This window comes from Bacillus tuaregi (assembly GCF_900104575.1).
Taxonomy (GTDB): domain Bacteria; phylum Bacillota; class Bacilli; order Bacillales; family Cytobacillaceae; genus Bacillus_BD; species Bacillus_BD tuaregi.
The window spans coordinates 1,212,747-1,228,502 of sequence record NZ_LT629731.1; the positions used below are offsets into that span (position 1 = coordinate 1,212,747).

The following is a 15,756-nucleotide window of genomic DNA, read 5'->3' on the forward strand; positions in this document are numbered from 1 at the left end:
TTTTGTCACATGCCTGTAATTTTAACGAACTCATTCCGGTTGGGGAACGTTAAAGTAAAGGAAGTACCTAAGCCTGGCTTCGATTCAACCGCCATATGAATGGATAAGGCTTCAGCTGCTTTTTTGGCTAAATATAGTCCCATACCGGTTGCAGCACTGTCTTGATGCTTAGTAGTGGACGTAAACCCCTTTTCAAAGATGCGCGAGAGGTCCTTTGCTTCAATTCCACGACCTGAATCCTGAACTTGAAGCTTCACATGTCCTTTCTCGACATCGCTTCTGATTACAATATCAGAAGAATCACTGTATTTTACAGCATTTGTTAGCAACTGTCGGATAATAAAGGAAAGCCATTTGGCGTCTGTTAGCACTTCAGATATTTCCAAATTAACCTCAAATCCAATTCCTTTTTGGATGCACCATGATTGTATGGTTTTGATTTCCTTGAAAATTAACCCTTGAAGATTTGTCGCTTCTATGTAAAGGTCGTTCTCCATGAAAGGAATCCGCTTTTGATGAAGCTGCTGGTCAAGAAGTAGGTGGATCCTTAGCCATTCATAGGTTAAGGGCGCTTTGATATTAGAATCAGCCATCCGGTCAATCATTAAACTCATGGCTGTCAACGGGGTTTTCACTTCATGAATCCATGCCAACAGATCATCTTTTTCCTGCTCCATTGTCAATCTGTTTTTAGCCATATCCCTTTTTAACACTTCGGTTTGTTCGTTCAATTTATCTTCAACAATGGTTTCAAAGGGAGAGTCTGCAGTTGCTAAAACACTAATATCTAAATCATTATCCCATTTCTCAAGGCAATGATAAAATTTGGTTTCCTTATGGTAGCGAATAATCAAGAAAAAGAAAAAGAGTATCAGCGATAAAAAGACAATATAGAGGATGGGCTTCATTGGAATGGCTGCATCAAGATAAGCCACGATAATTATTAATAGCTGGAGAAAAATAAAAAATAAAATCCAACTTAGCCTTTCCTTAACATATTTATGAATCATAGGAATCGGTCTCTTCCCTCGCCATGTATCCTTGTCCAACCTTTGTTTCAATATATTGTCCTAATTGAATGCTATCAAGCTTTTTCCGCAATCGATTTACATTCACCGTTAATGTATTATCGCTAACAAACCTTTCATCATCCCATAGTCGTTTCATTAAGTCTTCCCTGCTTACAATCCTGTTCTTCTGTTCAACAAGTAGTTTTAAAATAAACATTTCATTTTTGGTCAATTCAACAGTGTCAATCAGGTTGGTTACCGTGTTTTTTTCATAATCGATAGTTGCTTCACACCAGGTTTTAAGTACAGCCTTTTCGGTACTATAGTTATAGACACGACGCAGTATCGCTTGGATTTTGGCTATGAGTACATCAAAGTGAAAAGGTTTTTGAATAAAATCATCTGCACCTAATTGCATAGACATAACCATGTCTGTCGGATGATCTCGTGATGATAAAAATAGAATCGGGACATTAGAATGAGAACGAATCATACGACACCAATGAAATCCATCAAATTTAGGCAGTTGAATATCAATAATAACCAAATCAGGATTAATTATTGTGAATTCCTGCATCACTTGACTGAAATCTTTTATCCCGTATACATCATAAGACCAGCTCGTTAAGCGATCTTTGATTTCTTGAAACAGAGTTGTATCATCTTCGATTAAAAGTAATGTAAACATAATATTCACCACACAAAAAACATAATTGTCAGGCCATGTACCACTGATAACGAAAGCCTTGATTTACCATAATTGTAAAGCAAAAATCGGTTGTGCGCTATTACGAAGAGTTGGGATATATGATAAATGAAGAGTGAGGTGGGATACTATAGATATGGGATAGAAAGGAGAAAAAGATGGTACAAAAACAATTAGATCTAGAAATACAACCAATAGATGACACTAAACAGGAAAAGGACCTGTATGGCATTGATATAGAAATGAGTCTTCAATCTGTCAATTTTGCAACAACGGAAAATCCTTATTTTTATGAAAATTTTATTGATGAGGAAAACGAAAAGGAGTGAACATTGATTCACTCCTTTTCGTTTTAGCATCTTTATTGCTGAGCAAGATTTAGAGCGGTATTAGAGACAGATAAATCCTCCTGCAGCTGTTCACCCAAATCATGTGGATAATAATAGCCCTTTGCAATCATGTAGTTGGTTATTTTCTCATGAGTGTCGATAGCCATACGCAGCTGAGCTCGTAATGTCTCGCGTAGCTCCGGTGTAGCAGCCTCTGTAATGGCAACTGTATAATTCCTAACTCCAGCCTTTGCAGAAATCAAAAAGTCAGTTGCGATAACTTGGTCGGTCAATCCGCCCATTCCTATAATATTTTGTATAAGCTGGTTCATCATTGAGCCTCCCGGTTTGTTAGAAAATTCTTCAGCTGCTCGATATGAGCAGTCCCAGATTTTGCGTCATTCTCAAGAATTGATTTTAGTTCTTCATCTTGTGCTAGCTTGCTCATGGTTACTGATTTAGTTAAACAAAGGTTTTTAAAGGTTAACAATTCATGGACATCAATTGTCTCATGCAGGCCTAGATATTTTGTCATCTTCTCACTCCATTAAGATTATTGGCATTCTTATATTTTCAATGTCTTCATTTGATTATTCATTTGAATTATATTCATGAAATAGCTTTTTTTTATAATAGGATAAGGACAGCCTTCTAGGAGAAAATAAATATGACTATTACAAAACTGGAGGTGCTGTCATGGAAAAGGAAACACTTGCGCTGCATGAAACATTGGAGGCACATGAAATTTTAAATTTCAAAACAGTCTGCCTGCTTAAGTCGAAATTAATGCAGGGGATGTGCTTCGATAATGACCTGAAGGCGTTAATGGAGAAGGATGTTCAACAATCAAAAAAAGATATAAATGAATTGATTAGTTATTATAAACAAAATGAAATTTTACATTAACTTGGGGGTGAAGAGATGCAAGATTATTTAGATCCAAGAAATGCAGAAGGGATGCCGAACTTAGCTGATTCTGCTTTTGCTATGGATTTTCTTTTATCAGTAAAAAACGGCATTCGTAATTATGGATTTGCTTTGACTGAGACCGCAAGCCCGGAGCTAAGAAAAGTGCTTACCAAGCAGCTAGAGGCGGCGATTGATTTACACGGTGAAATTTCAGAACTAATGATTAAAAAAGGCTGGCTGAATCCTCATCACTTTGATGAACAATTTAAGGTGGATTTAAAGTCGGCTGAAACCGCAGTGCAAATTGCACAATTGAATTTATTTCCGCTGGATACCGATCGTCAGGGAATGTTCGCCACACCGAATAAATAAAGGAGCGACGATTTTATGAAAGCTGTTACATACCAAGGTATTAAAAATATTGAAGTAAAAGAGGTAAAGGATCCAGCAATTAAAAATCCCGACGATATTATCGTTAAAATAACGACTTCGGCTATTTGCGGATCCGATTTACATTTAATTCATGGGATGATACCAAACTTTCCAACCGATTATGTGATTGGTCACGAGCCGCTTGGCATTGTTGAGGAGGTGGGTCCTGAGGTGACCAAAGTAAAGAAGGGGGATCGAGTGATCATACCTTTCCAGGCAGCCTGTGGACACTGCTGGTATTGTAATCATGACCTGACGAGCCAATGCGACAATTCTAATCCACACGGAGAAATGGGAGGGTTTTTTGGCTACTCAGAGCTGACAGGGGGAATTGCCGGCGGGCAGGCAGAATACTTACATGTCCCTTATGGGAATTTTACACCATTTAAAATTCCAGAAGATTGTACGGTTGAAGATGAAAAGCTTGTGTTGATTGCGGATGCTGCGTCAACTGCTTACTGGAGTGTTGACCATGCAGGTGTAAAAGCGGGTGATACGGTGGTTATTCTTGGATGCGGGCCGATAGGGCTGTTAGCTCAAAAGTTTGCCTGGCTGAAGGGGGCAGAGAGAGTGATTGCCGTTGATTATATTGATTACCGCTTACAGCATGCAAAACGGACGAATAATGTTGAAACGATTAATTTCGAACAGCATGACAATACGGGGGAATATATAAAAGAATTGACGAAGGGTGGGGCAGACATTGTTATTGATGCTGTTGGAATGGATGGGAAGTTTACCCCGCTTGAATTTTTAGCAACAGGATTAAAGCTTCATGGAGGGGCAATGAGTGCTCTTGTGATGGCTACTCAGGCTGTACGAAAGGGTGGAACGATTCAAGTAACCGGAGCTTACGGCGGTCGCTATAATGCCTTCCCATTAGGGGATATTTTCCAACGCAATGTTATAGTAAAGACAGGACAAGCACCCGTCATTCCTTATATGCCATATCTATATCAATTGGCTAATGAAGGGAAAGTGGATATGGGGGACATCATTACCCATGTACTTCCATTAGAACAAGCAAAGCATGGCTATGAGGTGTTTGATACAAAAACTGATGATTGCATAAAAGTGGTGTTGAAGCCTTAATTTATTTTTTTATCCGAAAACTCTACATCTCTATCGGACAATTCCGGCTGCTTCGCGTTGGAACTTGGCCTTTAGAGTACTTCTATCGGACAATTCGAGCTTGTTATCCCAAGAACCTGGTCATTAGAGAGCTTCTATCGGACAATACGGGCTTGTTATCTCAGGAACTTGGTCTTTAGAGTACTTCTATCGGACAATACGGGCTTGTTATCTCAGGAACTTGGTCTTTAGAGTACTTCTATCGGACAATACGAGCTTGTTATCTCAGGAACTTGGCCTTTAGAGTACTTCTATCGGACAATACGAGCTTGTTATCCCAGGAACTTGGTCATTAGAGAGCTTCTATCGGACAATACGAGCTTGTTATCCCAGGAACTTGGTCATTAGAGTGCCTCTATCGGACAAGCTCGGCTTGTTAGCCTAAGAACTTGGTCTTTGTCCCAATTATGTTTTATTAAATCACTATATAGATTGACATTGATTACCCAATATTTTATAATCATTATTGAGAACAATCAGTAACAGTTCTTAATAAGTTTACATACTCTTGATTAAGCGGCTGAAGAGAAATAATTACAGTTAAGTTGAATAGAAATAAAATAAGTAAATTTTTTATACACCATTATTATCATTATTGATAATGATAATAATGGAATTAAAGGAGGAACGGATATGGTGAGCAATGCTACCATTACATCAATGATTGCTGTCATTATTTATACTTTTTTATTATTTGCTGGGTTTATATTCTATAACAAACGGAAAACAGGGATTGAGATTAAACCTTTAATTGTAGGTAGTATAGGTTTTATTGTATTTACGCAGGTATTAGAAAAATTATTACATGTTATCGTTATTACTCAATTTCCGAACTATGCAGATTATCCCGTATTATTTGGATTATATGGAGGTATGGCGGCAGGGCTATTTGAAGAGGTAGGCAGATACATTCTCTATGCTTGGTTACTGAACAAGTATTTAGATTATAAAGGCGGATTATCCTTTGGGATTGGCTGGGGAGGAATTGAAGCGGTTGTTTTGGCTCTCATAACCATATTACCTAATGTCATTTTTGCCTTTTTAATTAATGCCGGTACGTTTGAAGCAGCATTTGCTGGGCAGCTGCCAAGTGATCAAATCGCTCTCATAAAGGATTCATTAATCAATCAAGGAGCAGGCTTTTATTTATTTGGAATAGTCGAGAGGTTTTTTGCGCTATTCATGCAAATTGCTTTAAGCTTGTTTGTTCTGCTAGCAGTTGTAAAAAATAAAATTTCTTATTTAATTTATTCGATTCTCGTCCATGCGTTGATTGATTTTCCTCTTGCCTTTTTCCAAACAGGCGATCTTAATAACATATGGATCATTGAAATATATATTGCTGCTATTGGAATCTTATCTATGTTTTTTATCAAAAGAATCAAAAAAAGCCTGTCATGACGACAATGAGTCTATAAATGAATATTTTCCTAATTAATACGCAACATAATAGTTGTTGAGGAGGTGAATCATATGACAAATCAACCATCAAATAAAAGAGGCAGAATGAATAATAAGCAAGGTTCAGGCTCGCAATATCACAAGGAACACGCAGGGAATGTTCAAGGCTACGGATCAAATAATGTGGACGTAAATGAAAACGGTAGGAAATAACAATCATCAGTAAGTTGACTTTAGGCGCCCATTTGTGGCGTTTTTTCTTTTGTAAAGGAGACAATGAAGAATAATTTATCTTAATATCTATTTTTTATTTTTGGGTTATGGGTTAGACTAACAGAATGATGTTAAGGTATTTGAAAATGGGAGTTGATTCTATGAGCAGTGCAAAGGGAAAAGGTGGTACAGGTAGAGGAACGGGAAAGAAGGGCTGGACTCGTTGGCAGGCTGGGGCAAATAAGGCGAAGAGTGCCAAGCCATATAAAAGCAAAGGCACAAAAAATCGAGAGAAATAATCGCTGTCAGGGAGTGTTGAGAATTGGTTTAATGCACTTATTCTATTTATTCTTGCAGGACTTGCCGAAGTAGGCGGCGGTTATTTCATTTGGTTATGGTTAAGAGAGAGCAGACCCTTTTATTTCGGTATACTAGGTGGAATCACATTAGTTCTTAACAAAAAAGCTTGTAGTAACTTCTACAAGCTTTTTTGTTAATTGCTTTGGTTAGATTCTGCTAAAAATTCATCTATTGCCCGAGTCCAATTAATTCGTGCCATTTTAGAAGCGGTTTCTGGGTCTCTTCTTTCAAATGCTTGGATTATTGCCTCATGTTCATCTATTGATTGCGTTGTAAGAATGACTGATTGATGATGAAAAAGTCTCATGACATGTGCCTGTAGTATAGACACTGCATTTGAAATATAAGGATTTTGAGCCGTTTCAATAATCAAATTATGATAGTGATCATCATATTTTAGTGCAGAATAAAAATCATGACGATGAATAGCCTCTGCAAAGCTAGTATTGATTTCCCGTAGTGTACTAATGGTCTGTTTGTCAATAAGAGGAGTTGCTAACTCTGCTGCAAGGGCCTGTAGCGCACCTAATGGCGGCAGTATTTTAGTAATATCTTCTTTCTTAACAGAAGTAACTTGAGTACCAACTCCGGGAAACATTTCAACGAATCCTTGTACATTTAATAATTGAAGCGCTTCCCGAATTGGCGTTCTGCTCACCCCTAGAGCCTGTGCAAGGTCCGCATCATTTAATTTCTCCCGAGGTTTCAATGTACCCTCAATAATCCATTCCTGAATCTGAGAAAATGCCCGCTCTTTAGCAGAAATACGTGTAGGGGAAGAATAATTAGTTGGTATCGGCATTGTTAACCCACCCTTTGTTCATCTACTAACTTTTAGATTAGAATTACTTGCTTAGTAGTTTCTTTAGTTACTAATATTATATATCCTGAAATAGACAAATGCAATATATCGCATTTGTCGACATTATTTTAAAGTAATATATTGCATAAATATTTTGCATATGATAATGTAATTGTACTGATATATTACATATATCTAACCAAGATATAGCAGGAATTTGCTAGTTATATATTAAAGTATCAGAAAATTTAAATAAGAATATGTTTTTATATTAATATTATTGTTTCTATATTAGAAGATAAGTAGGAAAAATATAAAAATAACATCCTGCTTCTCATAGTTACATGAAAGTACAAAGCACCTAGGAGGGGAAAAAATGAAGCAAAAAATGTCATTTTCTTATTTATTAGCAGTTGGTTTTATGCTTTTCGCATTATTCTTTGGAGCAGGAAATTTAATCTTCCCGGCTATGTTGGGTCAGTCAGCCGGTTCGAATATTTGGTCAGCTAATCTAGGCTTCATTATTACGGGTGTTGGTTTACCATTATTAGGCGTAATTGCATTAGGATTTTCAGGAAAAAGTGATTTACAGTCATTAGCAAGTCGTGTCAGCCCATTTTTTGGAGTTGCGTTTACGGTAGCACTTTATTTATCAATTGGACCTTTATTTGCCATTCCAAGAACAGCAACCGTGTCATTCGAGATTGGAATTAAACCATTTATTGCCGAGCAAAGTCATACGCCCGCGTTACTAATCTTTACGATTATTTTCTTTGGAATTACAGCGTATTTTTCCTTAAAATCACAGAAAATTGTTGATATTGTAGGGAAGGTATTAACACCGTTATTATTACTATTTATTGCGATTCTTATTATTACCGCCTTTTTTAAACCAATGGGAGTCTTCCAGGCACCTACTGAAAATTATGTAAGTGATGCATTTTTTAAAGGCTTCCAGGAAGGGTATTTGACGATGGATGCACTTGCTGCCTTTGTTTTTGGTATTATTGTCATTAATGCTGTAAAGGAAAGAGGTGCTACATCTAGAAAAGAGATGATGAGTGCAGTTGCAAAAGCAGGTCTTATTGCAGCAGGGCTTTTAGCAGTCATCTACACTTCTTTAACTTTTATTGGTGCCTCAAGTGTTAAGGAGATTGGTTTATTAGATAACGGGGGGGCGGTTCTATCAGGAGCAGCTAACCATTATTTTGGTTCATATGGTGGAATTTTATTAAGTCTAATTGTAATTGGCGCATGTTTAACAACAAGCATTGGCTTAATCACATCCTGCTCGACTTATTTTAATAAACTATTACCAAGTATTTCTTACGCGAAATTTGTCATTATCTTATCCATTTTTAGTGCAGGAATCGCGAATTTTGGATTAAATCAATTAATTTCCATCTCAGTACCGGTTCTAGTTGCCATTTATCCATTGGCCGTTTGCTTAATGGCATTAACTTTCCTTCATTCTTTCTTCAAGGGAAGAAAGGAAGTCTATCAATGGAGCATGGGATTGACCTTTATCGTTGCTTTATTCGACGGATTAAATGCCGCTGGGATTAGCTTTGCTCCAATTAATGATTTATTTACTTCGATTTTACCTCTGTATAGTCAGGGACTTGGCTGGATTGTTCCGGCAATCATTGGTGCATTAATCGGATATGTAACTAGCTTAGTAGTAAAGGAAAATTTAGAATCTGCTGCGGCAGATATTAATAGATAGGAAGAATAGAAAAGGTCCACCAGATAATACTCTGATGGACCTTTTACTTTTTATGAAGAGGATTAGATTAAGCTTGCTTCTGTACCTTTAGACATAGATAAGAGCTGTTCCTTAATATCCTCGGCATTAATTTGTCTTTGGGCAACGCCTGTTTCCATTGCAGTCTTAGCGACAGCTTCGGCAACATACGCAGCTACTCTTGGATCAAATGGATCAGGAATGACATAATCTGCATGTAGTTCTTCGTCTGAAATTAATCCTGCAATGGCATTAACCGCAGCTACTTTCATTTCCTCATTAATTTCCTTTGCATGTACTTCTAAAGCACCGCGGAAAATTCCAGGAAAAGCAAGAACGTTATTCACTTGATTTGCGAAATCAGAACGGCCTGTCCCAACAACAAAGGCACCCGCTTCCTTTGCCACATCCGGCATAATTTCCGGAATTGGATTAGCCATGGCAAAAATGATTGATTTTGAATTCATCGTTTGTACCATTTCTTTTGTCACAACACCTGGAGCTGATACGCCAATAAATACATCTGCTCCGACAAGAGCATCCTCTAGTGAGCCTTGTTTTTGCTCTTTATTCGTGATAAGGGCTAATTCTTCTTTGAATGGATTCATCCCATTTGGACGTCCCTCATAGATGATGCCTTTCGTATCACATAGGATAACATCCTTTACACCCATGTTCAGTAATAGCTTAACAATTGCGACACCAGCGGATCCCGCACCGTTTGCTACAACACGAATGTCTTCTAGTTTTTTGTCAACAAGTTTTAAGGCGTTTAGTAATCCCGCAGCCGTTACAATGGCAGTACCATGCTGATCATCATGAAACACTGGAATATTGCAAGCTTCTTTCAGTCTTTCTTCAATTTCAAAGCATTGCGGAGCGGCAATATCTTCTAAGTTTACACCGCCAAAGGTTGGCTCCATTAATTTCACGGTTTCAACAATTTTGTCTGGGTCTGTAGTGTCTAAGCAAATGGGAAAGGCATCAACATCAGCAAAGGATTTAAATAATAATGCTTTTCCTTCCATGACAGGCATGGCTGCTTTTGGACCTATATTTCCAAGACCTAGTACCGCTGTTCCGTTAGTCACAACAGCAACTAGATTTCCTTTCATTGTGTAATCATATGCTTTGCTGTCATCTTCAAATATGTCCAAGCATGGTTCAGCTACACCCGGGGAATAAGCAAGGCTTAAATCCTGCGCATTTGCTACTGTAACCTTTGAGTGTACCCCTAGCTTTCCTCTATTTTCCTTGTGTAACTGTAATGCTTTTTCACGTAACGTTGACATTTGTGTTGTCTCTCCTTTGGGATAGTTTCATTGATTAATACTGATAGTAAAAAGATAGTATGAATGCTGTGACTCTTAGAATAGATCTTAAACTGCAACTAGTTTAACTGAGCGGTTGTAGAAGGAAATCACCTCGGTAAGGATTTTGTAGCCTTGAATACTCTTGTAAGCTTCTTTTGCTTCTTTCTCTGTTTTAAATTCATAAATCTTTGTTTCTTGATTTTGGTAGGCGGTGATTACCCACATCATTACTTCTTCCATTTTAAGATCAATTCTCCCTTTTACTTTTTATTTGCTTAATACCTGTTAACACTCGTAATTATAACAGCCTGAAATAAATTGAAAATACTTTCTACAAAAGAAGTCAAAAGATTACAAAAAAATTCTATATAAATAGCGGTTTTCTATAAAAAAAATCTTGTATTTTTGTATGTTTTTGAAAAAATCACTTTGAAAGACGTAAAGATACGATTTTATTTAGCTCAAAAAGCTTTTTATTGTCGAAAAAAAGGGTAATACTAAATAAGACATAATGAAAAGAAGATGATGTAAAATAGGTATACAGATATTAAAGTAAAAAAAGGAGCTTTCAAAATGGCAGATGAAAAAGAAGTAAAAAAAGATAATAAAGAAGAGGTTTCAGTCAATAAAGCAGCTGAAGGTGATTTGATAGAAATTAAGAAGGGTCCTCTGAAAGGGAAGAAAGGGAAGGTCATTGTATTAAGGGAAAACTCTGTTATTGTTGAAATAGGAACAAATTCAAAGACCGATGAACCAATCAAAACAGTCGTCAACCACAAAAATTATAAAAAGGCTAAATAAGGGTTATACATAGTAAAAAAACGTTTCTGCCATTGCGTCAGAAACGTTTTTTTATCTGTGAATTAATCACGAGTATTTTATATTACATATAAAAATACAGACAGGAAATGTGCACAGCTTCCTAATAGGATGAACATATGGAAGATTTCATGAAATCCTACATGTCTAAATTGCAGGAACTTTGGCTTAACTGCGTAAACGATTCCTCCAATAGTATAAAGGATACCGCCCAGCACTAAAAGATATAGGCCGGTCATATTAATGCTGTTAGATAATGGCGAGACTACAATGATGACCATCCAGCCCATGGCGATATAGAGTAGAGTTGATAACCATCTTGGGCATTGAAACCAAACCATTTTAAATATAACGCCGCAAACGGCAACTACGGAAATAATCGAAAATAGTACCCAACCAAGCATACCCTCTAAGCTGATTAAACAAAAGGGAGCATAGGTACCGGCAATCAGGATGAAAATCATGGAATGATCTAATTTTCTTAAAAAGGCAATGACCTTGTCTTTAGCGATTACCATATGGTAGGTTGCGGATGCTGTATATAAAAGAATCATACTGATTCCAAAAATCATGACGGCTGTAATGGCAATAGGTGATCCATCTGTAAGTGAGGCTTTGATCACCATTGCTAGTAAGGCGATAAAAGCAAGCAAAGCGCCGGCCAGATGTGTAAGACCATTTATCGGTTCACGAATATAATTTCCCATTTGAATCCTCCTATAATGTTATGTAGTTTTTATAACTACTTATAATAATATAGGTATAATCATATGTAGTCAATATTTACTTTTAGGAAAAATTACTGTAGTATGGAGTTAAATGCTATAGCACAGAAAAGGGAATTGAGTTATGGAGAATATGAATAAATGGATTGACAAGCTTGGTTTAGACAATAACATTACCTTAGAGGATATGCCAAATCTTGACCTGTACATGGACCAGGTTATTCAATTATTTGAAAGTAGGTTAAACAGTACAAAACGAGGTCCTGATGACAAGGTGTTAACTAAGACGATGATTAACAATTATGCAAAAGGAAAGCTGCTTATTCCGATTAAAAATAAGAAATATTCAAAGGAACATCTGATTTTAATCAGTCTTATTTATCAATTAAAGGGAGCGCTTTCCATCAATGATATAAAGTTGACCTTAGATGGTATAAATGAAAAAGCGGTTATAGGGGACATGGATTTAGAAGGCTTTTATAGAAGTTATTTGAAAATTTCTCAATCAAATGTTCAGCAGTTTATGACGGATATGGAACATCAGGTAGAAGAGACCGCAAAAGAAATAGACGGCTTAAAGGATAAGGATGCACAGTATTTGGAGAGAGTGTTATTAATCACTTCCTTGACCAATATTAGTAATTTATATCGAAGGGCTGCAGAAAGACTAGTGGACGAGATAACTCTTGAGAAAAAAGGAGAATAATCATATCAAAGGATATGGTTATTCTCCTTTTTCTATTTGTTTTTTCTCATTTCGCGTGCTGCTTTCTTTCTGGCTTTTTTACTTAAGCCAGCTTCTGCCCCAAATTCCGTATCACTGCTTCCAGTATGTGGCTGATTTCGATTGTTATTTTTGTTAGTCATATGCTCCTCCTCCGTTCTTCGTTGTAATGCTGCTTTCTGATTCTAATGTAGATAAAACCAGAATATGTTTAGCTACCTCAAACGTTTTATGGTGAAAGGCTATGTAGCAAACCAAAAAAGATATAAAACGTATAATCAAGTAGCTAAACTTAGTATGAGTTTATTTCTTCTATTTATTCTTAGTTTTGTTATCTTTTATTTTTCAAATATAGTGGTTTTGCGATTAGTTGTTTTTAGAAATGGTACAATTAACCTGCATAAAAAATCAACAATGTACCTAACAAAGCTTTAGATAAAAATAATGAGAGGCGTTTATGCCTCTCATTATGATTCAGTTTCTCTATTTGCATGTAATGGATATTTTTGTTCTTCCTCCAAAGAGGCGGATATTGCTGCTGTTAGGCTCTGTGCACTGTTTGAATCATGGCCTGCTTCCCAGAGCATCATTCCGCCGAAGCTATTATCCAGTGCAAGCTTTGTTTTTCTTCGAACTGTCTCCATGCCATTATAGTGATAAGTAGTTCCATTCATAACAACTGTATCCTGACTAGCATTGTCTGAACTTTGGTTGATGATTGCCGCATAGGAAATCTGTTTGCTGTTGGGGTCTTCCGGCTGTGCGTAGAAAGGTACACCCAAAATCAGTTTTTCTTTAGCAATCTGATGGCTGTCGAACAGATTAGACCAATAGTGTACGATATTTTCCACATGATGATAGGGAGCTAAATTGGCTGCATTGTAGCCGCCGTCCCATTGTCCATCGTAGGCCATAATATTGACGTAGTCTACATCTTGAAACATGGCTGGTTCATAAATAACATTATGAATTTCTGTCCCAGCTACACTATGCACCTTGGCATTGACAGCAATGGATAATTCCTTATCTTGACTATGAAGCTTTCCATATAAATCATGTATAAAAACAGCTAAATTTCTCGCATCTTCCGCAGTACGAGGATGTTCAAAATCAATATCAATTCCATCTAGCTGTTCTCGTGCAGCAATGCCTTCAAGCTCGGTAACGAGTCTAGCGCGGGCTGCTGGATTGGATATAGCTTCCTTAAAATAATCATAGGATTCTCCGCCTTGGATGTGATACCAGCCGCCAATAGCCAGCATTACTTTTGTATCCTGCTCATGTGCTTGTGCAACAATCGTCTGCAAATTACCTATAGCTGTATCGCCGTTGAATAATAGACTACCGTCCTTTGCAGGATGTGCAAAGGAAAAAATAATATGTGTTAAGTCTTCATAATTGACGATATTAGGGTCTCGAAAATCCTGAACATAACCCATCAACACTTTTGATTGCTCTGTTTCAGATTTTTGTTCCTGTTCTGGTATTGTCGATCGCTCCTGTTTTTCATTGTCCTTCTTAGGTGTTCGTTGTGCTTCCTTTATATCTTCTGCCTTTAATTGGCTGTTGTGATTAGAATATAAGACTCCTGAAAAAAATCCTCCGCAAAAAACGATCATGCTCATCACAGCTATTTGGAGTTTGCGTATCCTCATAGTTACAACCTCCCTCAATTGTTTCGTATCTATGATTATAGCAAAATAGTAAATGAAGGGAGGCTGGTAAAGAGAGGAAGTTTGTGGGTTCCACTTTGCGAGTAGAAGATTTCAATGGAATTACCGAAAACGGTAGCCTGCACCCTAAACCGTTTCGGGGTTTGATGCATCACGTTCAATTTTCTCTCTAATCTTACGAATATGAACGGTGACAGCAGAGATATCACCACTGCTATCTAAGCCCCAAATTCGTTGAAATAAATGATCCTTGCTAAAAACTTGATTTGGATTCATCGCTAAAAAGGGAAGTACATCAAATTCCTTAGACGTAAATACTGTAAGCGAGGTTTCTTTTCCTGTTAAATCAAGTTCAATGGGATGGTCACCGTCTTTTTGCTCCATTACTGTAATTTGCTGCTGTAGGTTTTTGGTCATCACATCAATCAGGTTTTCCACATCATCCTGAAGCTCAGCTGTGTTTTTAAGATGGGGATGATTTGAAAAATCCATTTTATAGATTGAATCTAAAGTCTAATCGACAGTTCTAAACGGAAGCTAAACTAATTATTAAATTTTTCTTAAATAGTAAGGTGGTTCTTTCTTTTATAATCAGCTATCATGAAAAAGGAAAAGCTAAGCAGTTGTATATAGATAATAAATGGAGGCTCTGTGATGAAATATAAAGTACTTTTTTTAGATATAGATGGAACGATATTAAAGCAGGATCATACCTATACGGAATCAACGAAGGATGCTATTTTTCAAGTGCTAGAGCAAGGGGTTGAGGTATTTATTGCGACAGGTCGTCCGCTTCATGAAGTAAAAGAACTTGCGAAGGAATTACATATCCAATCCTATATTGGACAAAATGGGGCGTTAGCTATTTATCAAGATAGAACGCTTGTAGAAGAACCGATGGAACGACATCTAGTAGAGAAGTTTCTAAAGATTGCTAAGGATAATAATCATGAATTGATCCTTTTTACCAATGAAAAAAATTATCTTACTTCACTGGACCATCCTAAGGTTCGGCAGTTTCTTCAATCATTTCAGATGAATCATAATAACTTATTTACTGAAGATGTAATTGAGCATATTTTAGGACTTACCGTGTTAAATGTATCTGATGCTTCACAAACGTCATTATATAATTTTGATGAGAACATCCGATTATCACAGGTAAATATTGAAGGCAATCAGCATGCCTTCGATGTTATCCGAACGAATGTAAATAAAGGAGAAGCGGTAAAAAAATTGCTTCAGCATTTACAAATACCAAAAGAGCAAGCCATTGCTTTTGGAGATGGAATGAATGATAAGGAAATGCTTCAGGCTGTGGGAGAAAGCTTTGCAATGGAAAACGCTACCCCTGCCTTGTTTCCATATGCAAAGAACAAAACTACGTCCGTAAACGATTCAGGAATCTATAATGGATTGAAGAAATTAGGTGTGATTAAATAGAGGTTGTATAGAGTTAGGCGAA

At 37.0% G+C, this 15,756-nt stretch carries 21 protein-coding genes and 2 pseudogenes; 12 read left to right on the forward strand and 11 right to left on the reverse strand.

The window, feature by feature from the left end; translation table 11 throughout:
• Window positions 1–5 precede the first annotated feature (5 nt).
• Both BQ5321_RS08060 and BQ5321_RS08065 read right to left on the reverse strand, forming a co-directional pair.
• Window positions 6–1,010 carry a sensor histidine kinase gene (locus BQ5321_RS08060; RefSeq protein ID WP_071394009.1) on the reverse strand — a complete coding sequence of 335 codons (1,005 nt, stop codon included), beginning with the start codon at window positions 1,008–1,010 and terminating at the stop codon, window positions 6–8.
• On the reverse strand, window positions 1,000–1,698 hold the full coding sequence (locus BQ5321_RS08065; RefSeq protein ID WP_071394010.1) for a response regulator transcription factor: 699 nt from the start codon (window positions 1,696–1,698) through the stop codon (window positions 1,000–1,002). The genes BQ5321_RS08060 and BQ5321_RS08065 overlap by 11 nt, the downstream gene beginning before the upstream one ends.
• Window positions 1,699–1,874: 176 nt before the next feature.
• On the opposite strand from BQ5321_RS08065, the gene BQ5321_RS24205 reads away from it, so the two are divergent.
• Complete coding sequence (locus BQ5321_RS24205; RefSeq protein ID WP_159433405.1) at window positions 1,875–2,045, forward strand: hypothetical protein; 171 nt, start codon at window positions 1,875–1,877, stop codon at window positions 2,043–2,045.
• 32 nt (window positions 2,046–2,077) lie between these two features.
• Here the strand turns inward: BQ5321_RS24205 and BQ5321_RS08070 are convergent, their stop codons facing one another.
• Complete coding sequence (locus BQ5321_RS08070; protein WP_071394011.1) at window positions 2,078–2,377, reverse strand: spore coat protein; 300 nt, start codon at window positions 2,375–2,377, stop codon at window positions 2,078–2,080.
• Window positions 2,377–2,580: a hypothetical protein gene (locus BQ5321_RS08075; RefSeq protein WP_071394012.1), complete on the reverse strand. Its 204-nt coding sequence runs from the start codon at window positions 2,578–2,580 to the stop codon at window positions 2,377–2,379. The genes BQ5321_RS08070 and BQ5321_RS08075 overlap by 1 nt, the downstream gene beginning before the upstream one ends.
• Before the next feature lie 161 nt (window positions 2,581–2,741).
• Here BQ5321_RS08075 and BQ5321_RS08080 point away from each other — a divergent pair, with 161 nt between their 5' ends.
• The 7 genes and pseudogenes from BQ5321_RS08080 to BQ5321_RS23690 all read left to right on the forward strand — a co-directional run.
• A complete protein-coding gene (locus tag BQ5321_RS08080; RefSeq protein WP_071394013.1) occupies window positions 2,742–2,951 on the forward strand; it encodes a spore coat protein in 210 nt (69 codons plus the stop codon).
• 15 nt (window positions 2,952–2,966) lie between these two features.
• Window positions 2,967–3,326: a spore coat protein gene (locus BQ5321_RS08085; RefSeq protein WP_071394014.1), complete on the forward strand. Its 360-nt coding sequence runs from the start codon at window positions 2,967–2,969 to the stop codon at window positions 3,324–3,326.
• A gap of 15 nt (window positions 3,327–3,341) precedes the next feature.
• Entirely contained in the window at window positions 3,342–4,478 is a 1,137-nt protein-coding gene (locus BQ5321_RS08090) for a zinc-dependent alcohol dehydrogenase (protein ID WP_071394015.1), read from the forward strand.
• A gap of 672 nt (window positions 4,479–5,150) precedes the next feature.
• Entirely contained in the window at window positions 5,151–5,918 is a 768-nt protein-coding gene (locus BQ5321_RS08095) for a YhfC family intramembrane metalloprotease (protein ID WP_071394016.1), read from the forward strand.
• A gap of 72 nt (window positions 5,919–5,990) precedes the next feature.
• Window positions 5,991–6,131, forward strand: coding sequence for a hypothetical protein (locus tag BQ5321_RS24210; protein WP_159433406.1), 141 nt, complete (start codon window positions 5,991–5,993; stop codon window positions 6,129–6,131).
• Window positions 6,132–6,292: 161 nt separating this feature from the next.
• Window positions 6,293–6,430 carry a DUF3934 family protein gene (locus BQ5321_RS23685; RefSeq protein WP_084786689.1) on the forward strand — a complete coding sequence of 46 codons (138 nt, stop codon included), beginning with the start codon at window positions 6,293–6,295 and terminating at the stop codon, window positions 6,428–6,430.
• Between the two features lie 3 nt (window positions 6,431–6,433).
• Window positions 6,434–6,586, forward strand: a pseudogene (locus tag BQ5321_RS23690) (YnfA family protein); the annotation flags it as partial.
• A 38-nt stretch (window positions 6,587–6,624) separates the two neighbouring features.
• Here BQ5321_RS23690 and BQ5321_RS08100 read toward each other — a convergent pair.
• Window positions 6,625–7,293, reverse strand: a complete 669-nt coding sequence (locus BQ5321_RS08100) for a GntR family transcriptional regulator (RefSeq protein WP_071394017.1) — start codon at window positions 7,291–7,293, stop codon at window positions 6,625–6,627.
• A 376-nt stretch (window positions 7,294–7,669) separates the two neighbouring features.
• Here BQ5321_RS08100 and brnQ point away from each other — a divergent pair, with 376 nt between their 5' ends.
• Window positions 7,670–9,019 (forward strand): branched-chain amino acid transport system II carrier protein, encoded by a 1,350-nt coding sequence (gene brnQ / locus BQ5321_RS08105; protein ID WP_071394018.1) that lies wholly within the window; start codon window positions 7,670–7,672, stop codon window positions 9,017–9,019.
• A gap of 62 nt (window positions 9,020–9,081) precedes the next feature.
• Here the strand turns inward: brnQ and BQ5321_RS08110 are convergent, their stop codons facing one another.
• Window positions 9,082–10,329, reverse strand: coding sequence for an NADP-dependent malic enzyme (locus tag BQ5321_RS08110; RefSeq protein ID WP_071394019.1), 1,248 nt, complete (start codon window positions 10,327–10,329; stop codon window positions 9,082–9,084).
• An 87-nt stretch (window positions 10,330–10,416) separates the two neighbouring features.
• Window positions 10,417–10,590, reverse strand: coding sequence for a hypothetical protein (locus tag BQ5321_RS24215; RefSeq protein ID WP_159433407.1), 174 nt, complete (start codon window positions 10,588–10,590; stop codon window positions 10,417–10,419).
• 333 nt (window positions 10,591–10,923) lie between these two features.
• Between BQ5321_RS24215 and BQ5321_RS08115 the strand changes: the two genes are divergently transcribed.
• A complete protein-coding gene (locus tag BQ5321_RS08115; protein WP_071394020.1) occupies window positions 10,924–11,151 on the forward strand; it encodes a DUF2187 family protein in 228 nt (75 codons plus the stop codon).
• Between the two features lie 77 nt (window positions 11,152–11,228).
• Here the strand turns inward: BQ5321_RS08115 and trhA are convergent, their stop codons facing one another.
• Window positions 11,229–11,876, reverse strand: a complete 648-nt coding sequence (trhA, locus tag BQ5321_RS08120; RefSeq protein ID WP_071394021.1) for a PAQR family membrane homeostasis protein TrhA — start codon at window positions 11,874–11,876, stop codon at window positions 11,229–11,231.
• A 142-nt stretch (window positions 11,877–12,018) separates the two neighbouring features.
• Between trhA and BQ5321_RS08125 the strand changes: the two genes are divergently transcribed.
• Window positions 12,019–12,600: a DUF1836 domain-containing protein gene (locus BQ5321_RS08125; RefSeq protein ID WP_071394022.1), complete on the forward strand. Its 582-nt coding sequence runs from the start codon at window positions 12,019–12,021 to the stop codon at window positions 12,598–12,600.
• Window positions 12,601–12,632: 32 nt separating this feature from the next.
• On the opposite strand, the gene BQ5321_RS24800 is transcribed toward BQ5321_RS08125, so the two are convergent.
• From BQ5321_RS24800 to BQ5321_RS23695, 3 genes and pseudogenes are all read right to left on the reverse strand, one after another.
• On the reverse strand, window positions 12,633–12,761 hold the full coding sequence (locus BQ5321_RS24800) for a hypothetical protein (protein WP_261798737.1): 129 nt from the start codon (window positions 12,759–12,761) through the stop codon (window positions 12,633–12,635).
• 324 nt (window positions 12,762–13,085) lie between these two features.
• Window positions 13,086–14,273 carry a glycosyl hydrolase family 18 protein gene (locus BQ5321_RS08130; RefSeq protein WP_071394023.1) on the reverse strand — a complete coding sequence of 396 codons (1,188 nt, stop codon included), beginning with the start codon at window positions 14,271–14,273 and terminating at the stop codon, window positions 13,086–13,088.
• Between the two features lie 144 nt (window positions 14,274–14,417).
• Window positions 14,418–14,609 (reverse strand): annotated as a pseudogene (locus tag BQ5321_RS23695) (winged helix-turn-helix domain-containing protein); the annotation flags it as partial.
• A 336-nt stretch (window positions 14,610–14,945) separates the two neighbouring features.
• Between BQ5321_RS23695 and BQ5321_RS08140 the strand changes: the two are divergent.
• Window positions 14,946–15,734 (forward strand): HAD family hydrolase, encoded by a 789-nt coding sequence (locus BQ5321_RS08140; protein WP_071394025.1) that lies wholly within the window; start codon window positions 14,946–14,948, stop codon window positions 15,732–15,734.
• Window positions 15,735–15,756 lie beyond the last annotated feature (22 nt).